This window comes from Halomonas sp. BLK-85, assembly GCF_044792155.1.
Lineage (GTDB): Bacteria > Pseudomonadota > Gammaproteobacteria > Pseudomonadales > Halomonadaceae > Vreelandella.
Genome location: NZ_CP087731.1, coordinates 1,677,486 through 1,693,375 on the forward strand (window position 1 = coordinate 1,677,486; position 15,890 = coordinate 1,693,375).

Consider the following 15,890-nt stretch of genomic DNA (forward strand, 5'->3'; position numbering starts at 1 on the left):
CTTATCAAACCGAGCCCTGTATGCATAAAGCTGCCAATGATGCCCCCCTTGAAGTCGCTTGCCCACACTGTGCGCGCAAGGTCGCCTGGTCGACTGACAATATCTATCGCCCCTTCTGCAGCAAGCGCTGCCAGTTGATTGACCTGGGTGCCTGGGCGGATGAGTCCCACCGTATTGTCGGCGAGTCCGCCATGGATGAGGCCGACCTGGACACCCTCCTGCAACAGGCAGATCGTGATACGCCTCTCAACTGAAGAAAACGCCCAATGGCGATAAACGACACCTCCCCTGCACGGACCCCGCTTGATTACCAGCTTCGCCATGCCCTGGACCAGGCCTTCGATCAACTGATTGAGGCACTTGAACAGGTAGTGACTCGTTTTCAACAGGGCCCTCAGGCAATCTGGCGATTTGATGGCCCTGCTGGCGATGGTGCCTCCGGCAACCGGATCGATAACGTCAGCTGGCTGCGCCAGGCCTTGCTGGATATGTGGCATGCGCACGGCCAGGACGGGCGCGAAACGCGCAATTATATCGGCCTGGTTGCCGCTGACGATGCCCTGCTGGCGGCTGTGGATGCAGCCAATCTGGCCAAAGCCGACATGGCTGCCTGCCTACAGCGCATCAAGGCGCAGTCAACCGGCATGCTCAGTGATGCCAAAGCGCAACTGCCCAGACGTCACCCGGATGTGGTACAGGTGCTGGAAAAGACCGGCCTGGCCCGGCTGCACCTGAAACAGTGCTGGCGAAAACTGCCGGTTGCCGAGGCCCCTGTATCGCGGGTGCGCTTTGCCTGGTACAGCAGCGGGCGCTCCATCAAGAAATTGAGCGTGCGTGACGCCGAGCAGAAGCTGTTGGCACTGGATAGTGAGGCGGCCCACATTCGCATTCAGCTGCGTAAACTGGCGGGCATTCCCAGCGGCGAGATACTTGCCCAGGTACAGGCGCAGGCACCTTTGATGCGTGCCAACCTGTTTTTTACCGAGCCTCTGGAGGATGGCCATACGCGCCGGGCACTGAACGCTGCCATGCCAATATTTGTGCCCAGCCATGATGGCCGCCTGCCACATACCAATCAGCCACCGCCAACGCCGCCAGACGCCCGAACGCGGGCACGTCGCCGGGATGAAAAACTGGAAAGTGATGTATTTCTGCCCAGCCTGAGAGTTTTCCGCTATCGCTAGAGTCTGTTGACCGACAATGGCGCTTTTGCCACCTCGGGCGGTTGTTCCAAAGGCCATTGCCCCAGATCAACCAGCGTATGGATAACGCTCAGGACCTCTTCACGGCTCATCGGTGCTGTGCTCAGCAAAGCTTCCAGACGTAACCTGAACGCTTCCGCCTGCTGTTCTTCCCTGGAGGGCACCTCGGCTTCACGCTCCCTGCGCTCGTCATCTTCGAGCGTCGCCAATGAACGCACCGGCGGGCCAGTCGGAATATTCAGATTATTATTCGGATCTTCCAGTTCACGCAGTGCCTTGGCAAAGGCATCATCAAGCTCACGGAACTGACGCAACTTATCGCGCTCATCAAGAGGCTTTTGTGTTTTCTGGTATTTCATTAGTTTTCCATCTTTGCCCTTACCGTCATGACAATTTTTCAGACAGGCACTATGCGGGCTTGAGATGCACGGTCAATGCAATACGATTATTGCAGTACGATTATTGCAGTACGATTATCAAGATACGATTCTTAAAAAAATGGCACGCTATTGGCGATGTCGGCTTGGCTGCCAGCATTCTTAACACTTACGGGTTATGCCCTAGTCAGCTTAAGACGGGCACAATATTTCAGATTGTTATCATTTTGTAGGTATGGCGATGACCATCTGGCATGGTATGAAACGGAATAGGTTTGGCAAGTGCATCAGATGATGCCAATTAACAAGATAGCCCACATGCTCGTCATCATCAACGTCAAGAAAGTATTCAATTTACCTGGCTGCATGACGTGCTGGAAGAGTAACAGATTCATGATTTTAAAGCCCGACATCATGAACTGATCGATATCGGGCAGCAAATAGGCTATTCAAAGACGTCAGTCTTCCATACGGTCCAGCCAGGATTCCACTGTTTCATCACCATACTGATCTTTCCAGGCGCGCAATCCCTTGTGATTGCCACCGCGAGTTTCAATCACTTCACCGGTGTGAGGATTCTTGTAGACTTTCAGGCGACGCTTACGACGGCCATCCGTGCTTTTAAGCGGCTTGCTGCTGCGCTGATCGGCATTGGGGTCAAGCAGCGCAATAACATCTGCAGCCGACTTATGGAACTCTTCCATCAAGGCTTCAAGCTTTTCCTTGAAAGCCAGTTCGTTCTTCAGGCGCTGGTCGTTCTCAAGACGATTCAGGTCTTCCTGCAGCTGCTTTAGTTGCTGTTCTTTTAGAATGTATTCGTTTAACAGGGACATATTAGGCGTTCCTTTTGATGTAAAAATGTCTTGCCAGTAGCATCAGTCAGCAATGAAACCTTGGTTATCCACTGCACACTTACCTTTTGATAACAGGTTCACCAGGAAAACAACCTGCTTTCTCGCCTGGTCAGTGACCAACTTCACAGCTCCCGGCGACAAATCCTGTACCTCCTGCTTCACGTGGTAAGCAGGCATTACACTTTCAGCATTGTCGCGCTACTACTATCCGGGTGCTGGTCATTAACATCACGTCTTAAAACCAGATTATCAAGTTGAGTCATGTCAGCCAAGCGCTTAAAAGGTAACCATTAGGCCTTAGCCATGAAATTACATTTATTGTTCGAGTACCGAAAGCTGATTGAGTTCATTAACTCAACTGCTAATAGTTTAACCTATTTCAGCCAATTGCAAAGGGCACCTGATTAAATATGTCGGTCTTATTAACCAAATAGGCTAAATTTAACCCGACTGAGCATCAGTTTGCAGTGCACAACAAGTCGTGGCAATCTATTAATTAGTAAAATACAATTTTAAAAACATCAGGTTAGCGACGAAAACCAGAGCAGAAAAGACGGCTTCTCAAGACGGGCCAGGGCCACCTTCAAAAGAGTAAACAAAAATAACAGCTGTCTCTGAACTAGCTGACAACCGGGCCACATTGCCAGCGAACCGGTATAAAAAAACGTCGCCCGTTAAGGCGACGTTCTGCGTAACATGGCGCTGGGTCAGGTCAGGAGGTTCAGTCCTGCCCACCTCCCATCTGCTGTTTGATGAGATCACCAATGGTGGTCGGGCCGCCGGCGGTTTCCGGCTCCTGATCACGGATCTTTTTCAGGTTCTGGCGGGTATCATCCTGCTCTTTCGCCTTGATCGACAGATTGATCTGACGGCTCTTGCGATCGACATTGATGATACGTGCCTCAACGCTATCACCCTCATTCAGCACGTTGCGCGCGTCTTCAACACGGTCAGCGCTGATTTCAGATGCCTTGAGTACGGCAATCACATCCGTTGCCAGCTCAACGTGCGCTTCCTTGGCATCAACCTCAACAATGCGGCCCGTTACGATGCTGCCCTTGTCGTTGACGGACAGGTATTCAGCCACCGGATCGGAATCCATCTGCTTGATACCCAGAGAAATGCGCTCGCGCTCAGGATCAATCGACAGGATAACCGCTTCTGCCTCATCACCCTTCTTGAAATGACGAACCGCTTCTTCGCCAGTCTCTGTCCAGGAAATGTCGGACAGATGCACCAGGCCATCGATGCCACCTTCCAGACCAATGAAGATACCGAAATCGGTGATCGACTTGATGGTACCGGAGACACGGTCGCCCTTGTTGTGCTCGGCGTTAAAGGTTTCCCATGGATTGGCAGTACACTGTTTGACGCCCAGGGAAATACGACGACGCTCTTCATCGATATCGAGAATCATGACGTCAACATCATCACCGACCTGAACCACCTTGGACGGGTGAATGTTCTTGTTGGTCCAGTCCATTTCAGAGACGTGAACCAGACCCTCGACACCTTCTTCCAGCTCGGCAAAGCAGCCGTAGTCGGTAAGGTTGGTGACAACGGCGTGCACCTTGGTGCCTTCCGGGTAACGATCCTTGATGTTGACCCAGGGATCTTCGCCCAGCTGCTTGAGGCCCAGCGACACGCGGTTGCGTTCGCGGTCAAACTTCAGCACCTTGACGTTGATCTCGTCGCCAACGGCCACGATTTCAGACGGATGCTTGATGCGCTTCCAGGCCATATCGGTGATGTGCAGCAGACCGTCGACGCCGCCCAGATCAACAAAGGCACCGTAATCGGTAAGGTTCTTGACGATACCCTTGATCTGTTGACCTTCCTGAAGCGTCGCCAGCAGTGCTTCGCGCTCGGCACTGTTCTCGGCTTCGAGAACGGCACGGCGGGAAACCACCACGTTGTTGCGCTTGGGATCAAGCTTGATAACCTTGAAATCCAGTTCCTTGTTCTCCAGGTGCGCGGTATCGCGAACCGGGCGAACATCAACCAGAGAGCCAGGCAGGAAGGCACGGATTGAATCAACTTCGACTGTGAAGCCGCCCTTGACCTTACCGTTGATCACGCCCTTGATGATTTCTTCTTTCTCGAAGGCTGCTTCCAGAATCTTCCACGCTTCAGCGCGTTTCGCCTTCTCGCGAGACAGACGTGTCTCACCAAAGCCATCTTCGACCGCTTCCAGTGCAACGTGGACGTCATCGCCAATGGCGATCGTCAGTTCACCGTTATCATCACGGAATTGTGCCGCGGGGATCTGGCCTTCGGATTTCAGACCTGCGTTAACGGTAACCCAGTCACCGTCAATGTCGACAACCTGGGCGGCGACAATGGCGCCGGGTTCCATATTGATGTCGTTAAGAGACTGTTCAAACAGTTCAGCAAAGCTTTCGCTCATGATGTTCCTACGTGATCAACGTTGTTGAGGCAGTTGTGCCTTCTCCGCACCACCAGCAAGTGCGGGCCTAATGTCATTCTACTCTTGAGGGCGTTAACACTGGTTAGGCCTGACGGGGCTTTCCGTTTGGGGTTACTGCCCTGCCACGTCATGACGCCTCATCAAGAGCGCCGCAAGGGAGAATCAAGCGCCGGGGGCAAGGCCTCGCTGGGCCAGCCAGTCGGTCAGTTGTTCAACCACTTCCGGTATACTCAGGCGCGTGGTATCCAGCAATACAGCATCATCTGCCGGTTTGAGGGGTGCCACACTGCGCTGCGTGTCGCGTGCATCGCGTGCCTGAATCTCCTTCAAAAGACTCGAGAGATTAGCATCCACGCCGGCTTCCTGCAACTGCAGATGGCGCCTGCGCGCCCGCTCCTCAGCAGAAGCTGTCAGGAATACCTTGAGGGTCGCACCAGGGAAGACCACCGTGCCCATGTCCCGCCCGTCCGCCACCAGCCCGGGAAGCTGTCGGAAATCGCGCTGGCGCTGCAGTAACGCCGTGCGCACCTCAGGAATGGCCGCTACCCTGGAGGCCCACTCGCCGACCTGCTCATTGCGAATCGCCTGACCAACGTTCTCCCCTTCCAGCACGGTCAACGGCTGGCCATGCTCAATCGGGAAGCTGACATCCAGCGCCTTGGCAAGCTCGGCCAGGGGGGTGGGATCATCCAGTGCCACCGCATGCTTGTTGGCCGCGTAAGCAGTCAACCGATAGAGGGCGCCGCTATCCAGAAGGTGCCAACCCAGGCGCTCGGCCATCAGGCAGCTGATGGTCCCTTTACCTGCCCCCCCGGGGCCGTCAATGGCCAGAACCGGAGCTGAGTCACTCATCTTTTCCCTCCACGTTCAGCGTCATGCCGATGCGGGTGGCCAGTTCAATAAAGTTGGGGAAGGACGTCGCCACATTGGCACAGTCCTCGATTACGATTTCATCACTGGCGCGCAGGGCGGCAATCGTAAACGCCATGGCGATACGGTGATCTCCCAGGCTATTGATTTGCCCGCCAGCATAGCTGGCCCTGGCCGCCTCACCGTTGCCGGTGATGTCGATACCGTCCTCAACCACCTGGTGTTCAACGCCCAGCACAGCCAGGCCATCCGCCATGGCCTGAATACGGTCGGACTCCTTGACCCGCAGCTCTTCAGCGCCGCGCAGCCGGGTAACCCCCTCGGCGTTGGCCGCCGCGATAAACAGGGCCGGGAATTCATCAATCGCCAGAGGCACCTGATCCACCGGAATATCAATACCTTTTAAAGGCGCATAGCGGATACGGATATCGGCCACCGGCTCGCCGCCCACTTCTGCCTGGTTGCCAAGCTCAAGGTCGGCCCCCATCAGCGTAAGGATATTGATCACTCCGATACGCGTCGGATTGATACCCACGTGTTCAAGGGTGATATCCGACCCCGGCGTAATCGCGGCGGCCACCAGAAAGAAGGTGGCAGAAGAGATATCCGAGGGCACGTCAATCGGCCCGGCGGTAAGCTGCCCCCCGCCTTCCAGCCAGCAGGTGTCACCTTCTCGCGCCACCGGGTAGCCAAAACCATTCAGCATGCGTTCAGTATGATCACGGGTGGGCGCAGGCTCCCGTACGCGGGTTTCACCGTCGGCGTAGAGTCCGGCAAGCAGCAGGCAGGACTTGACCTGAGCGCTGGCCATCGGCATCAGGTAGTTGATGCCCTTGAGTGGCGCGCCGCCGCGTATCTTCAGCGGTGGGCGTCCGCCTTCAGCCGTGTCTATGGTTGCGCCCATCTTGCGTAACGGATCAGCGACCCGGTTCATGGGGCGCCTGGTCAAGGAGCCATCGCCCGTCAGTTCACTGTCAAATGCCTGCCCGGCCAGCAAACCGGCAAACAGGCGCATTGCCGTTCCGGAGTTACCTACATAAAGCGGTCCGGAAGGCGCCTTCAGACCCTGCATGCCGACCCCATGAATGGTCACATTGCCCTGATGCGGGCCTTCAATGGCGACCCCCATTTCGCGAAACGCCTGCAGGGTAGCCAGGCTGTCTTCACCTTCAAGAAAGCCTTTTACCTCGGTGACGCCCTGCGCCAGTGCGCCCAGCATGATGGAACGGTGGGAAATGGACTTGTCGCCCGGAACGCGCAGCTGCCCCTGGGCGCTGCCACCCGGCTGCACTCGATACGTCACTTGACCTTGTGGTTGCATGTGATATTCCGCTTGATAGCTGGTTTTGTTAATTAAAGAATCAAAATAGTGCCGGGCGTGGCTGGCACGATCAAAGGTGGCCAGCATGGCGTCGCTATCACCAATCGCGACGGCATTTCGCAGACGTTGCAGACCGGCTTCAAAATCATCCAGCGAGGCCAACACCGCCTCGCGATTGGCGATAAAGATATCCCGCCACATCACCGGGTCGCTGCCCGCGATCCGGGTGAAGTCACGAAAGCCACCCGCGGCATAACGAAAGATATCCAGCCGCTGGTCCTGGCGGGCCAGGGTATCGACCAGCGAGAACGCCAGCAGATGGGGCAGATGGCTGGTTCTTGCCAGCACCTGATCGTGGCGCTCCACATCCATCTCGATCACTTCGGCGCCACAGGCCTGCCACAGCTGGCGGGTGCGTTCGAGGGCGTCGGCGTCGACATTGGCTTCCGGGGTGAGAATAACCTTATGGTCAAGATAGAGCCTTGGGTTGGCCGCCGCCACACCACTTTTCTCCGAGCCCGCGATGGGATGACCCAGCACCAGGGTGCTCGGCAGGTAGCCGAATACCTGGCGGGCACAGTCACGAATAGCCGCCTTGGTACTGCCAACGTCGGTGATCACGACCGTCGAGAAATCGCTCAGCGTCTTGGCCAGCTCGCGCATGACGCTTTCCATGGCCAGTACCGGAACGGCCAGCACAATCATGGATGCCTGAGGGGCCAGCTCTGCCAGACAGCTGCCGCCAGCATTAATCAGGCCCATATTGATGCCGCGCTGAACTTCCTCACTATCCGGGTCGCAGGCAATGATGGTCTGGGTGAAGCCTCCCTGACGCAAGGCTGCGGCCAGTGAACCGCCAATCAGGCCAAGCCCCACCATCAGGATACAGGGCTCGCGCAGCTGAGTAGCGTCCAGACAGCCTTGCTGCTGTATTGTCAGTGTCACAGCACACCCAGGGGATAGGAACCCAGTACCTTGAGATCTGCTGCACGCAGGCGCACTTCTTCAAGCATGGCGGCCACCTGGGGTTCCGCATGATGCCCCTTGAAGTCGATGAAGAACACGTAGTTCCAAACGCCGGAGCGCGCCGGACGGGTCTCCAGGCGTGTCATATCGATCTGGTGACGGTGAAAAGGCTCCAGAAGATCATGCAGGGCGCCAGGCTGATTACGCATGGCCACCACCAGAGACGTTTTGTCATCACCGGACAGGGGCACATCCTGGCTGCCGATAATCAGGAAACGGGTGGAGTTATCCGGGCGATCCTCGATCTTTTCAGCAATCCGATCAAGACCGTAGAGTTTACCCGCCATGTCTCCCGCAATCGCTGCGCTGTGCCATTCTGTCTTGACCAGCTTGGCCGCTTCGGCATTGGAGGCCACCGGTACCCGCTCGGCATGGGGAAAATGCGCGTCCAGCCACTTGCGGCACTGGGCAAAGGACTGAGGGTGAGAGTAGATGCGGGATACCTTGTCGCGGCGGGTGTTTTCGCTGACCAGCAGATGATGATGGATGCGCAGCACCACCTCACCGCAGATATTGATCGACGACTCCATGAAGGTATCCAGGGTGTGGTTGACCACCCCTTCCGTGGAGTTCTCGACCGGCACCACCCCGTAGTTGACCGCGCCGGCTTCGACCTCGCGAAACACTTCGTCAATGGCCGCCATGGGCAGGCTGATAGCACTCTCCCCAAAATGCTTGAGCGCCGCCTGTTGCGTAAAGGTGCCTTCAGGCCCGAGGTAAGCCACCTTGATGGGCTGCTCGAGTGCCAGACAGGCCGACATGATCTCGCGGAATAGCCGCGCCATTTCCTCGTCATCCAGCGGGCCATTGTTCAGTGCCATAATGCGCCGCAGTACCTGAGCCTCGCGCTCAGGTCGATAGAAAACCGTTGTGGGGTCATCAGCAAGCTTTACATCTGCCACCTGCTTGGCGCAGCTGGCACGCTCACTGATCATACGCAATATATCGCTATCAAGTTGATCGATACGCTGGCGCAGGTTTTCCAGCTTGATGGAGATATCGCTCATCAATTCAGCCCTTTCTTTGTTCGAAATCGGCCATGAAGGCCACCAGCGCATCAACGCCCTCTTCCGGCACCGCGTTATACAGGCTGGCGCGCATGCCACCCACGCTGCGATGCCCCTTGAGATTCAACAGCCCGGCCGCATCCGCTTCTGCCAGAAAGGCGCTGTCCAGGGCGGCATCTGCCAGCACAAAGGGCACGTTCATGATGGAACGGTTGGCCACCTTGATAGGGTTGCTGTAAAAATCGCTGTGATCGATCGCCGCATATAGTTTTTGCGCCTTGCGCTGATTGATCTCGGCCATGGCCTTGAGGCCACCAATCTCATGCTTCAACCACTGGAACACCAGGCCCGCCAGGTACCAGGCATAGGTCGGCGGCGTATTGAGCATCGACCCCGCTTCGCTGATACCCTTGTAATCAAAGAGCGTTGGAGTGCCGGGTCGCGCCTGGTCCAGCAGGTCATCGCGCACCAGCACGAGCGTCAGCCCCGCGGGGCCGATATTTTTCTGGGCACCTGCATAGATCACCCCGAATTTCGACACATCCAGGGGCGCGGAAAGAATGCTTGATGACATATCGCACACCAGCGGCACCTCACTGCCATCAGCACGCGTCAAGGCTGGCGTGTAATCGTAGGCCAGGCCACCGATAGTCTCATTGGCGGTATAGTGGGCGTAGCACACATCGCTGCTCAGCTGAATATCCTGCGGGCGAGGCACAGCGGTAAAACCGTCTGGTTCGCTGTCGGCGGCTACATGGTAGGGCAAATCAAGACGCTTGATTTCCGCCAGTGCCTTCTTGCCCCAGATACCCGTCTGGATAAAGTTGGCACGGCCCCCCTTGCCCAGAAGGTTCATCGGCAACATGGCAAACTGCAGGCTGGCACCGCCTTGAAGAAACAGCACCCGGTAGTTGTCCGGTACGCCAAGCAGTTCCCGGAAGTCGCTTTCTGCCTGCCGGGCAATGGCCACAAATTCATCACTGCGGTGACTCATTTCCATTACCGAGAGGCCGTGCCCCTGGTAATCGAGCATTTCCGCCTGGGCGCGTTCCAGAACAGCTTCCGGCAGAGCGGCTGGCCCTGCACAGAAATTAAAGTGACGTGTCATCGGTTCCAGGTGCCTCCTCGCCGTTGGCCTTTTGAATGGTTTCATCTTCCAGCAATGCTGCGTCAAGCTCGCTATCTTCCGGCTCATCGACACGCACGGTTTTCACCAGTTGCTCTTCCTTGCCGAGACGGATCAGCATCACACCCTGGGTATTACGCGACGTGGTCGAGACCTCCTCGACCCGGGTGCGCACCAGGGTGCCGCGGTCAGTAATCAGCATCATTTCGTCGCTGTCATACACCTGCATACCGGCAACCATCTGGCCGTTGCGCGCACTGGTCTGCATGGCGATAACGCCCTGGCCGCCGCGACCGCGCAGCGGAAACTCTTCCAGACGGGTGCGCTTGCCAAAGCCGTTTTCGCTGGCGGTCAGGATATAGATCTGACCGTCAGAATGGGAAACGGGCAGGGCCTCAGGTGTCAGGTTTGCTCCCGGTTCGTCCTCGGCTTCCACGCCCGTTTCAGCATCAATCTGCTGGCTTTTGGGAATAATCAGGCTGATGACTTCCGCATCATCGGTCAGGCGCATACCGCGAACGCCTCTGGCCGTGCGGCCCATGGCGCGGACATTGCCTTCTTCAAACCGGATCGCCTTGCCGTTGGAAGACAACAGCATGGCGTGATCATCACCTGAGGTAATCGCCGCGCCGATCAGACGATCATTCTCTTCAATGTCGATGGCGATCAGGCCGACGCTGCGCGGGCGTGAAAACTGTTCAAGACTGGTACGCTTGACGGTGCCCTTGGCAGTGGCGAAGAAAATGTAGTGGTTGGGATCATAGTTGCTGACCGGCAGGATGGTACTCACCTGCTCGCCTTCATCCAGCGGCAGGAGATTGACCAGCGGTTTACCACGGGAGCCACGGCTGGCCACCGGCATTTCGTATACCTTCAGCCAATAGACCTTACCGCGGTTGGAGAACAGCAGAACCGTGTCGTGGGTGGAAGCCACCAGCAGATGTTCGATGACGTCCTCGTCCTTCATCGAGGTAGCCGACTTGCCGCGCCCACCTCGGCGCTGGGCCTGATAATCCGACAGGGGTTGGGTCTTGGCATAGCCGGAACGCGACACCGTGACCACCATATCCTCTTCAGCAATCAGGTCGGCCATGGAAAGATCCAGGTGGCTGGCCTGAATCTCGGTGCGCCTGTCATTGCCAAACTGGTCGCGCACGGCGTGAAGTTCCTCACGGATGACCTGCATCAGGCGATCGGGTGACGCCAGGATGGCGGTCAATTCGGCGATCTTTTCCAGAATTGACAGATACTCATTCAGCAGCTTTTCGGTTTCAAGGCCGGTCAGACGATGTAGACGCAGCTCAAGAATTGCCTGAGCCTGGGCCGGTGATAACCGATACTCGGTCGCTGACGGGTTGAGGCCAAAACCTTCCTCCAGCTCTTCAGGCTTGCAGGATGTCGCGCCCGCCCGTTCGAGCATATCGGTCACCTGGCCTGGCTGCCAGCTGCGCGCCAGCAGCTTTTCCTTGGCCTCCGACGCATTGGGTGACGCCTTGATCAGTTCAATGACCTCATCAATATTGGAGATAGCCACTGTCAGGCCTTCAAGAATATGACCACGCTCGCGGGCTTTCTTGAGTTCAAACAGGGTCCGACGAGTCACCACTTCGCGGCGGTGGCGGATGAAGGCCTCAAGCAGCTGCTTCAGATTCAGCGTCTTGGGTTGGCCGTTCTCCAACGCCACGATGTTGATGCCGAACACATTCTGCAACTGGGTTTGCGCAAAGAGGTTGTTGACCACCACCTCACCGGACTCGCCACGCTTGATCTCGATCACCACGCGCAGGCCGTCCTTGTCGGATTCATCACGCAGTTCGGCAATGCCTTCAATGCGCTTTTCCTTGACCAGTTCGGCAATTTTCTCGATCAACCGAGCCTTGTTCACCTGGTAAGGCAGCTCGGTAATGATGATGTGGTCACGGCCGGTTTTATCGTCGTGTTCGATAGTGTGGCAGACACGCACATAAATGCGCCCACGCCCGGTGCGGTAGGCCTCAAGGATACCCGCACGGCCATTGATGATACCGCCGGTCGGGAAGTCAGGCCCAGGGACGTATTCCATCAGGTCATCGACGCTGAGGGTGTAATCGTCAATCAGCGCCAGACTGGCATCGATCACCTCACGCATGTTGTGCGGCGGAATGTTGGTCGCCATTCCGACGGCTATCCCTGAGGAGCCGTTAATCAGCAGATTCGGCACCTTGGTAGGCAGGACATCGGGAATACGCTCGGTACCATCGTAGTTATCTACCCAGTCAACCGTGTCCTTTTCCAGATCCGCCAGCAATTCATGCGCCAGGCGTGACATGCGTACCTCGGTGTAACGCATGGCGGCGGCGCTGTCACCGTCAATGGAACCAAAGTTGCCCTGGCCGTCTACCAGCACGTGACGCATGGAAAAATGCTGGGCCATACGCACAATGGTGTCGTAGACGGCGCTGTCACCGTGCGGGTGATACTTACCAATCACATCCCCCACGACACGCGCTGATTTCTTATACGGTTTGTTCCAGTCATTACCCAGCTCATGCATGGCAAACAGTACGCGCCGATGCACTGGTTTCAGGCCGTCGCGCACGTCTGGTAGCGCACGGCCGATAATGACGCTCATCGCATAATCGAGGTACGACTGCTTGAGCTCGTCTTCAATATTGACGGGCAAGATTTCTCTGGCGATGTCACCCATGAAAGTCAGATCCTTTGCACTGCTTTGGCGCTGCGATAGTGGAAAGCGCTGAAAAAAACCACCTTCCTCAATTTGACAAGGTGGTGCGCAAATACGCCACCATCATACCACTGCATAAGCGGCAAGGGCAGTCAGTGACATCGCTTGATGCGATCAGGGCAAAAAGTCGGATTTGGCCAGGGTCAGCGCGTCAAGCGCCTCACGCACCTGACCTTCGATTGGCACTGCCTTGTTGGCGTGAATATCCAACAATACAAAGGTCAAATCCGCCCGGGCGACCAGTGCGCTGTCGCGCTGCCTGATCACCTGGTGATGGCAGACGGCGCTGCGCTCACCCACGTGGATGATCCCGGTCAGCACCAGAAGGTCATCGCGCTCCAATGCAGCCTTGCAATAGTCGATGTTCAGGTTGACCACCACAAAGGCGTAACCCGACTGCTTTAACTGCTTGATAAGGGCAGGGTGATCATCAAAAAACCCCCAACGGCCTTCTTCCATGAATTCAAGATAGCGGGCGTTGTTGACATGGCCATAGCCGTCGAGATGATAACCGCGAACTCTTAAGGTGTGGCGCGACAATGGATCGGACATAGGTATCTCCTGATACTGGCTGGCTGAAAAGTGAACCACCACGAATCAAACACATGTTTGAAAATGATGCAATCCTTATGTCGCGCGACATACTTTTACCCCAGAGAGTCGTGAATCGCGCTGGCAGCCAGGCGCTGCATTCGACATAATGAGCCACTTTTCATTTGGGTACAGGCGTCATGTGGTTTAAAAACCTGTTGTTATACCGTCTACACGGCAATCAGGAGCTTTCACAAGAAGCTCTGGAAGACGCGCTACAAGCGCATAAAGCCACGCCATTGGGCAATGCAGATGCCCGCAGACTGGGTTGGACGGCTCCCGCAGGACGTGCTGGCCACGGGCAGTTGCTGCATGACGTCCAGGGCCAACGGCTGATAAGCGCCTTGCGCCAGGAACGTCTGTTACCTGCCTCTGTGGTCAAGGAGGAAGTTGACGAACAGGTGGCTGAAATCGAAGCAGCCGAGGGCCGCAAGGTGTCTCGCAAGGAAAAAGCCGCCTTGAAAGAGCAGGTGACTGAAGCCCTGCTGCCACAGGCCTTTGTACGCAGCCAGAAAGTGGATGTCTGGTGGGATACGCGCCATCAGCTGATTGGCGTTAATGTCAGTTCTCGCACCCGGGCGGAAGACATCCTGGACCTGCTGCGCGAAACCCTGGGCAGCCTGCAAGTCACGCCGTTAGCTGCCAATACCTTGCCGCTGCGCGCCATGACGACCTGGTTGAACGATGCCAGCACCCGCCCCCATGATATGCAGCTGGGCGATCAGGTTGAACTCAAGGCAAAAGGTGATGACAGCGTCCTGCGCGCACGCCAGGTGGACCTGGATAGCGACGATATCCAGCAGTTGCTGGCAAGTGACCGTCAGGCCAGCAAGCTGGCGCTAGGCATTGAAGGACGACTAAGCTTTGTCTTACATGAAGACCTCGCTCTCAAGGGCCTGCGTTTCAGCGATGCCCTGATTGAAGAGGCCGAAAATGCCGACGATGCGGATGATGCCCTCGTTCGCCTGGAAACCGACTTTATCCTGATGGCACAGGCACTGGCAGAAGATACTGAACGTTTGCTGGCCTGGCTGGACGGCGAGGCCACACCGTCATCTCTCGACACTTAACGTCTTGAGAGATCAAACGGTGCCACACAAGGGAGTATTTGTAAGGATCGCATGACTGATTTCAAACCAACCTCCAATACAATAAAAGAGACTGTCGATCACGCCAGCCAGACACAGGACCCTTGGGCAGACATTCGTCCCTATATGGATCACGAGGTGGCTGACGTCCTGGCGCGACTGTCCCGTGACAGTGAACTGCTCACCGCCCTCACCCGCTTTCGCCTGCCGCGTATGGCCCGCTGGGCACCTCCCCTGGCACGAGCGCTAGCCAGCCATGCGGTGCGCCGTGAAGTAAAGGACGTTTCGACTGTCTACGATTTCCAGATGCGGATCGCCAGCTATATGGAGCGCATGATCCGCACCACTACCGACAGTTTCGAGGTATCCGGCCTCGATAAGCTTGATGACAACAGTGCCTACCTGTTTATCGGCAACCATAGGGATATTTCCCTGGATCCGGCCTTTGTCAACTACGCCCTCTACCTGGCAGGCCGCGATACGGTGCGTATTGCCATTGGCGACAATCTGTTAAAAAAACCCTATGTCACCGACCTGATGCGGTTAAACAAAAGCTTTATCGTACCCCGCAGTGCACGGGGCAAGCGCGCCATGCTGGCCGCTTATCAGCAGCTTTCCGCCTACATCCGCCACTCGATTACCGTGGACAAACACTCCATCTGGATGGCCCAGCGCGAAGGCCGTGCCAAAAATGGCATTGATCGCACCGAGCCGGCGATCATCAAGATGTTGACCATGGCGCGTCGCAACGCCGAGCGCCAGGTGGCCTTCGGGGATGCCATTGCCGAGCTGAAACTGGTCCCGGTGTCAATCAGCTACGAATACGACCCCTGTGACCTGCAGAAGGCCCAGGAACTGCACGACGTTGACCATCAGGGCAGCTACGCCAAAAGCGAGTTTGAGGATATCCAGTCGATTGTTGCCGGTATTACCGGCCACAAGGGCCGTGTACAGCTTCGCTTTGGTTCGCCTATCGGCACCGACATGGCCACGCCTGACGAAGTGGCCGCAGAAATAGACCGTCAGGTCATTGGCGGCTATCGGCTTTTTTCAAGCCACTATCTGGCACTTGACACCATGGGCGATGCGCCGGAACTGGTCGCCCGCAAGGCCATTACGCGTCAGGACAAGGAGCGCTTTCAGGCGCGTCTGGCCGGAGTGCCTGAACACCTCAGGTCGTACTGGCTGGCGCAATATGCCAATCCGGTCAAACATAAGGCAGGGCGCCTGATGGGATAAGCCCTGTTGAGGCGCGCAGGAGTGCTCGCGGTTAGC

13 protein-coding genes are annotated in these 15,890 nt (G+C 56.6%); 4 read left to right on the forward strand and 9 right to left on the reverse strand.

Translation table 11 applies throughout. The features are described 5' to 3' along the window. Nucleotides 1-20 precede the first annotated feature (20 nt). Both yacG and LL947_RS07575 read left to right on the forward strand, forming a co-directional pair. Complete coding sequence (yacG, locus tag LL947_RS07570) at nucleotides 21-254, forward strand: DNA gyrase inhibitor YacG (RefSeq protein WP_290824124.1); 234 nt, start codon at nucleotides 21-23, stop codon at nucleotides 252-254. Nucleotides 255-266: 12 nt separating this feature from the next. After that, the gene (locus tag LL947_RS07575; protein ID WP_499832837.1) at nucleotides 267-1,184 is read left to right on the forward strand and encodes a DNA replication terminus site-binding protein; all 918 of its coding nucleotides are present in this window, start codon (nucleotides 267-269) and stop codon (nucleotides 1,182-1,184) included. Here the strand turns inward: LL947_RS07575 and LL947_RS07580 are convergent. The 9 genes from LL947_RS07580 to LL947_RS07620 all read right to left on the reverse strand — a co-directional run bounded on the left by LL947_RS07580 (nucleotide 1,181) and on the right by LL947_RS07620 (nucleotide 13,488). Beyond that, a complete protein-coding gene (locus LL947_RS07580) occupies nucleotides 1,181-1,561 on the reverse strand; it encodes a hypothetical protein (RefSeq protein ID WP_499832838.1) in 381 nt (126 codons plus the stop codon). The two genes, LL947_RS07575 and LL947_RS07580, sit on opposite strands and share 4 nt — an antisense overlap. Before the next feature lie 476 nt (nucleotides 1,562-2,037). Next, on the reverse strand, nucleotides 2,038-2,412 hold the full coding sequence (locus tag LL947_RS07585) for a histone-like nucleoid-structuring protein, MvaT/MvaU family (RefSeq protein ID WP_404413322.1): 375 nt from the start codon (nucleotides 2,410-2,412) through the stop codon (nucleotides 2,038-2,040). A gap of 742 nt (nucleotides 2,413-3,154) precedes the next feature. Further along, the gene (gene rpsA, locus LL947_RS07590) at nucleotides 3,155-4,840 is read right to left on the reverse strand and encodes a 30S ribosomal protein S1 (protein WP_499832839.1); all 1,686 of its coding nucleotides are present in this window, start codon (nucleotides 4,838-4,840) and stop codon (nucleotides 3,155-3,157) included. A gap of 183 nt (nucleotides 4,841-5,023) precedes the next feature. Next, a complete protein-coding gene (gene cmk, locus LL947_RS07595) occupies nucleotides 5,024-5,713 on the reverse strand; it encodes a (d)CMP kinase (RefSeq protein ID WP_290823377.1) in 690 nt (229 codons plus the stop codon). Further along, nucleotides 5,706-7,931 carry a bifunctional prephenate dehydrogenase/3-phosphoshikimate 1-carboxyvinyltransferase gene (locus LL947_RS07600; protein WP_499834386.1) on the reverse strand — a complete coding sequence of 742 codons (2,226 nt, stop codon included), beginning with the start codon at nucleotides 7,929-7,931 and terminating at the stop codon, nucleotides 5,706-5,708. Before LL947_RS07600 ends, cmk begins: the two co-directional genes overlap by 8 nt. A gap of 62 nt (nucleotides 7,932-7,993) precedes the next feature. Continuing rightward, complete coding sequence (gene pheA, locus LL947_RS07605) at nucleotides 7,994-9,085, reverse strand: prephenate dehydratase (protein WP_290823376.1); 1,092 nt, start codon at nucleotides 9,083-9,085, stop codon at nucleotides 7,994-7,996. A 4-nt stretch (nucleotides 9,086-9,089) separates the two neighbouring features. After that, nucleotides 9,090-10,193 (reverse strand): 3-phosphoserine/phosphohydroxythreonine transaminase, encoded by a 1,104-nt coding sequence (gene serC, locus LL947_RS07610; RefSeq protein ID WP_404413324.1) that lies wholly within the window; start codon nucleotides 10,191-10,193, stop codon nucleotides 9,090-9,092. Beyond that, nucleotides 10,177-12,897, reverse strand: coding sequence for a DNA gyrase subunit A (gyrA, locus tag LL947_RS07615; protein ID WP_499832840.1), 2,721 nt, complete (start codon nucleotides 12,895-12,897; stop codon nucleotides 10,177-10,179). The genes serC and gyrA overlap by 17 nt, the downstream gene beginning before the upstream one ends. A gap of 153 nt (nucleotides 12,898-13,050) precedes the next feature. After that, entirely contained in the window at nucleotides 13,051-13,488 is a 438-nt protein-coding gene (locus LL947_RS07620; protein WP_290823373.1) for an acyl-CoA thioesterase, read from the reverse strand. A 179-nt stretch (nucleotides 13,489-13,667) separates the two neighbouring features. Between LL947_RS07620 and LL947_RS07625 the strand changes: the two genes are divergently transcribed. Then, nucleotides 13,668-14,597, forward strand: coding sequence for a recombination-associated protein RdgC (locus tag LL947_RS07625; protein ID WP_499832841.1), 930 nt, complete (start codon nucleotides 13,668-13,670; stop codon nucleotides 14,595-14,597). Nucleotides 14,598-14,648: 51 nt separating this feature from the next. Beyond that, on the forward strand, nucleotides 14,649-15,854 hold the full coding sequence (locus LL947_RS07630) for a 1-acyl-sn-glycerol-3-phosphate acyltransferase (protein ID WP_499832842.1): 1,206 nt from the start codon (nucleotides 14,649-14,651) through the stop codon (nucleotides 15,852-15,854). Nucleotides 15,855-15,890: the final 36 nt, after the last annotated feature.

Coding starts and splice junctions, on each gene's coding strand:
- yacG (WP_290824124.1), top strand. CDS start 21: ATGCATAAAGCTGCCAATGATGCCCCCCTTGAAGTCGCTTGCCCACAC.
- LL947_RS07575 (WP_499832837.1), top strand. CDS start 267: ATGGCGATAAACGACACCTCCCCTGCACGGACCCCGCTTGATTACCAG.
- LL947_RS07580 (WP_499832838.1), bottom strand. CDS start 1,561: ATGAAATACCAGAAAACACAAAAGCCTCTTGATGAGCGCGATAAGTTG.
- LL947_RS07585 (WP_404413322.1), bottom strand. CDS start 2,412: ATGTCCCTGTTAAACGAATACATTCTAAAAGAACAGCAACTAAAGCAG.
- rpsA (WP_499832839.1), bottom strand. CDS start 4,840: ATGAGCGAAAGCTTTGCTGAACTGTTTGAACAGTCTCTTAACGACATC.
- cmk (WP_290823377.1), bottom strand. CDS start 5,713: ATGAGTGACTCAGCTCCGGTTCTGGCCATTGACGGCCCCGGGGGGGCA.
- LL947_RS07600 (WP_499834386.1), bottom strand. CDS start 7,931: ATGGTGGGGCTTGGCCTGATTGGCGGTTCACTGGCCGCAGCCTTGCGT.
- pheA (WP_290823376.1), bottom strand. CDS start 9,085: ATGAGCGATATCTCCATCAAGCTGGAAAACCTGCGCCAGCGTATCGAT.
- serC (WP_404413324.1), bottom strand. CDS start 10,193: ATGACACGTCACTTTAATTTCTGTGCAGGGCCAGCCGCTCTGCCGGAA.
- gyrA (WP_499832840.1), bottom strand. CDS start 12,897: ATGGGTGACATCGCCAGAGAAATCTTGCCCGTCAATATTGAAGACGAG.
- LL947_RS07620 (WP_290823373.1), bottom strand. CDS start 13,488: ATGTCCGATCCATTGTCGCGCCACACCTTAAGAGTTCGCGGTTATCAT.
- LL947_RS07625 (WP_499832841.1), top strand. CDS start 13,668: ATGTGGTTTAAAAACCTGTTGTTATACCGTCTACACGGCAATCAGGAG.
- LL947_RS07630 (WP_499832842.1), top strand. CDS start 14,649: ATGACTGATTTCAAACCAACCTCCAATACAATAAAAGAGACTGTCGAT.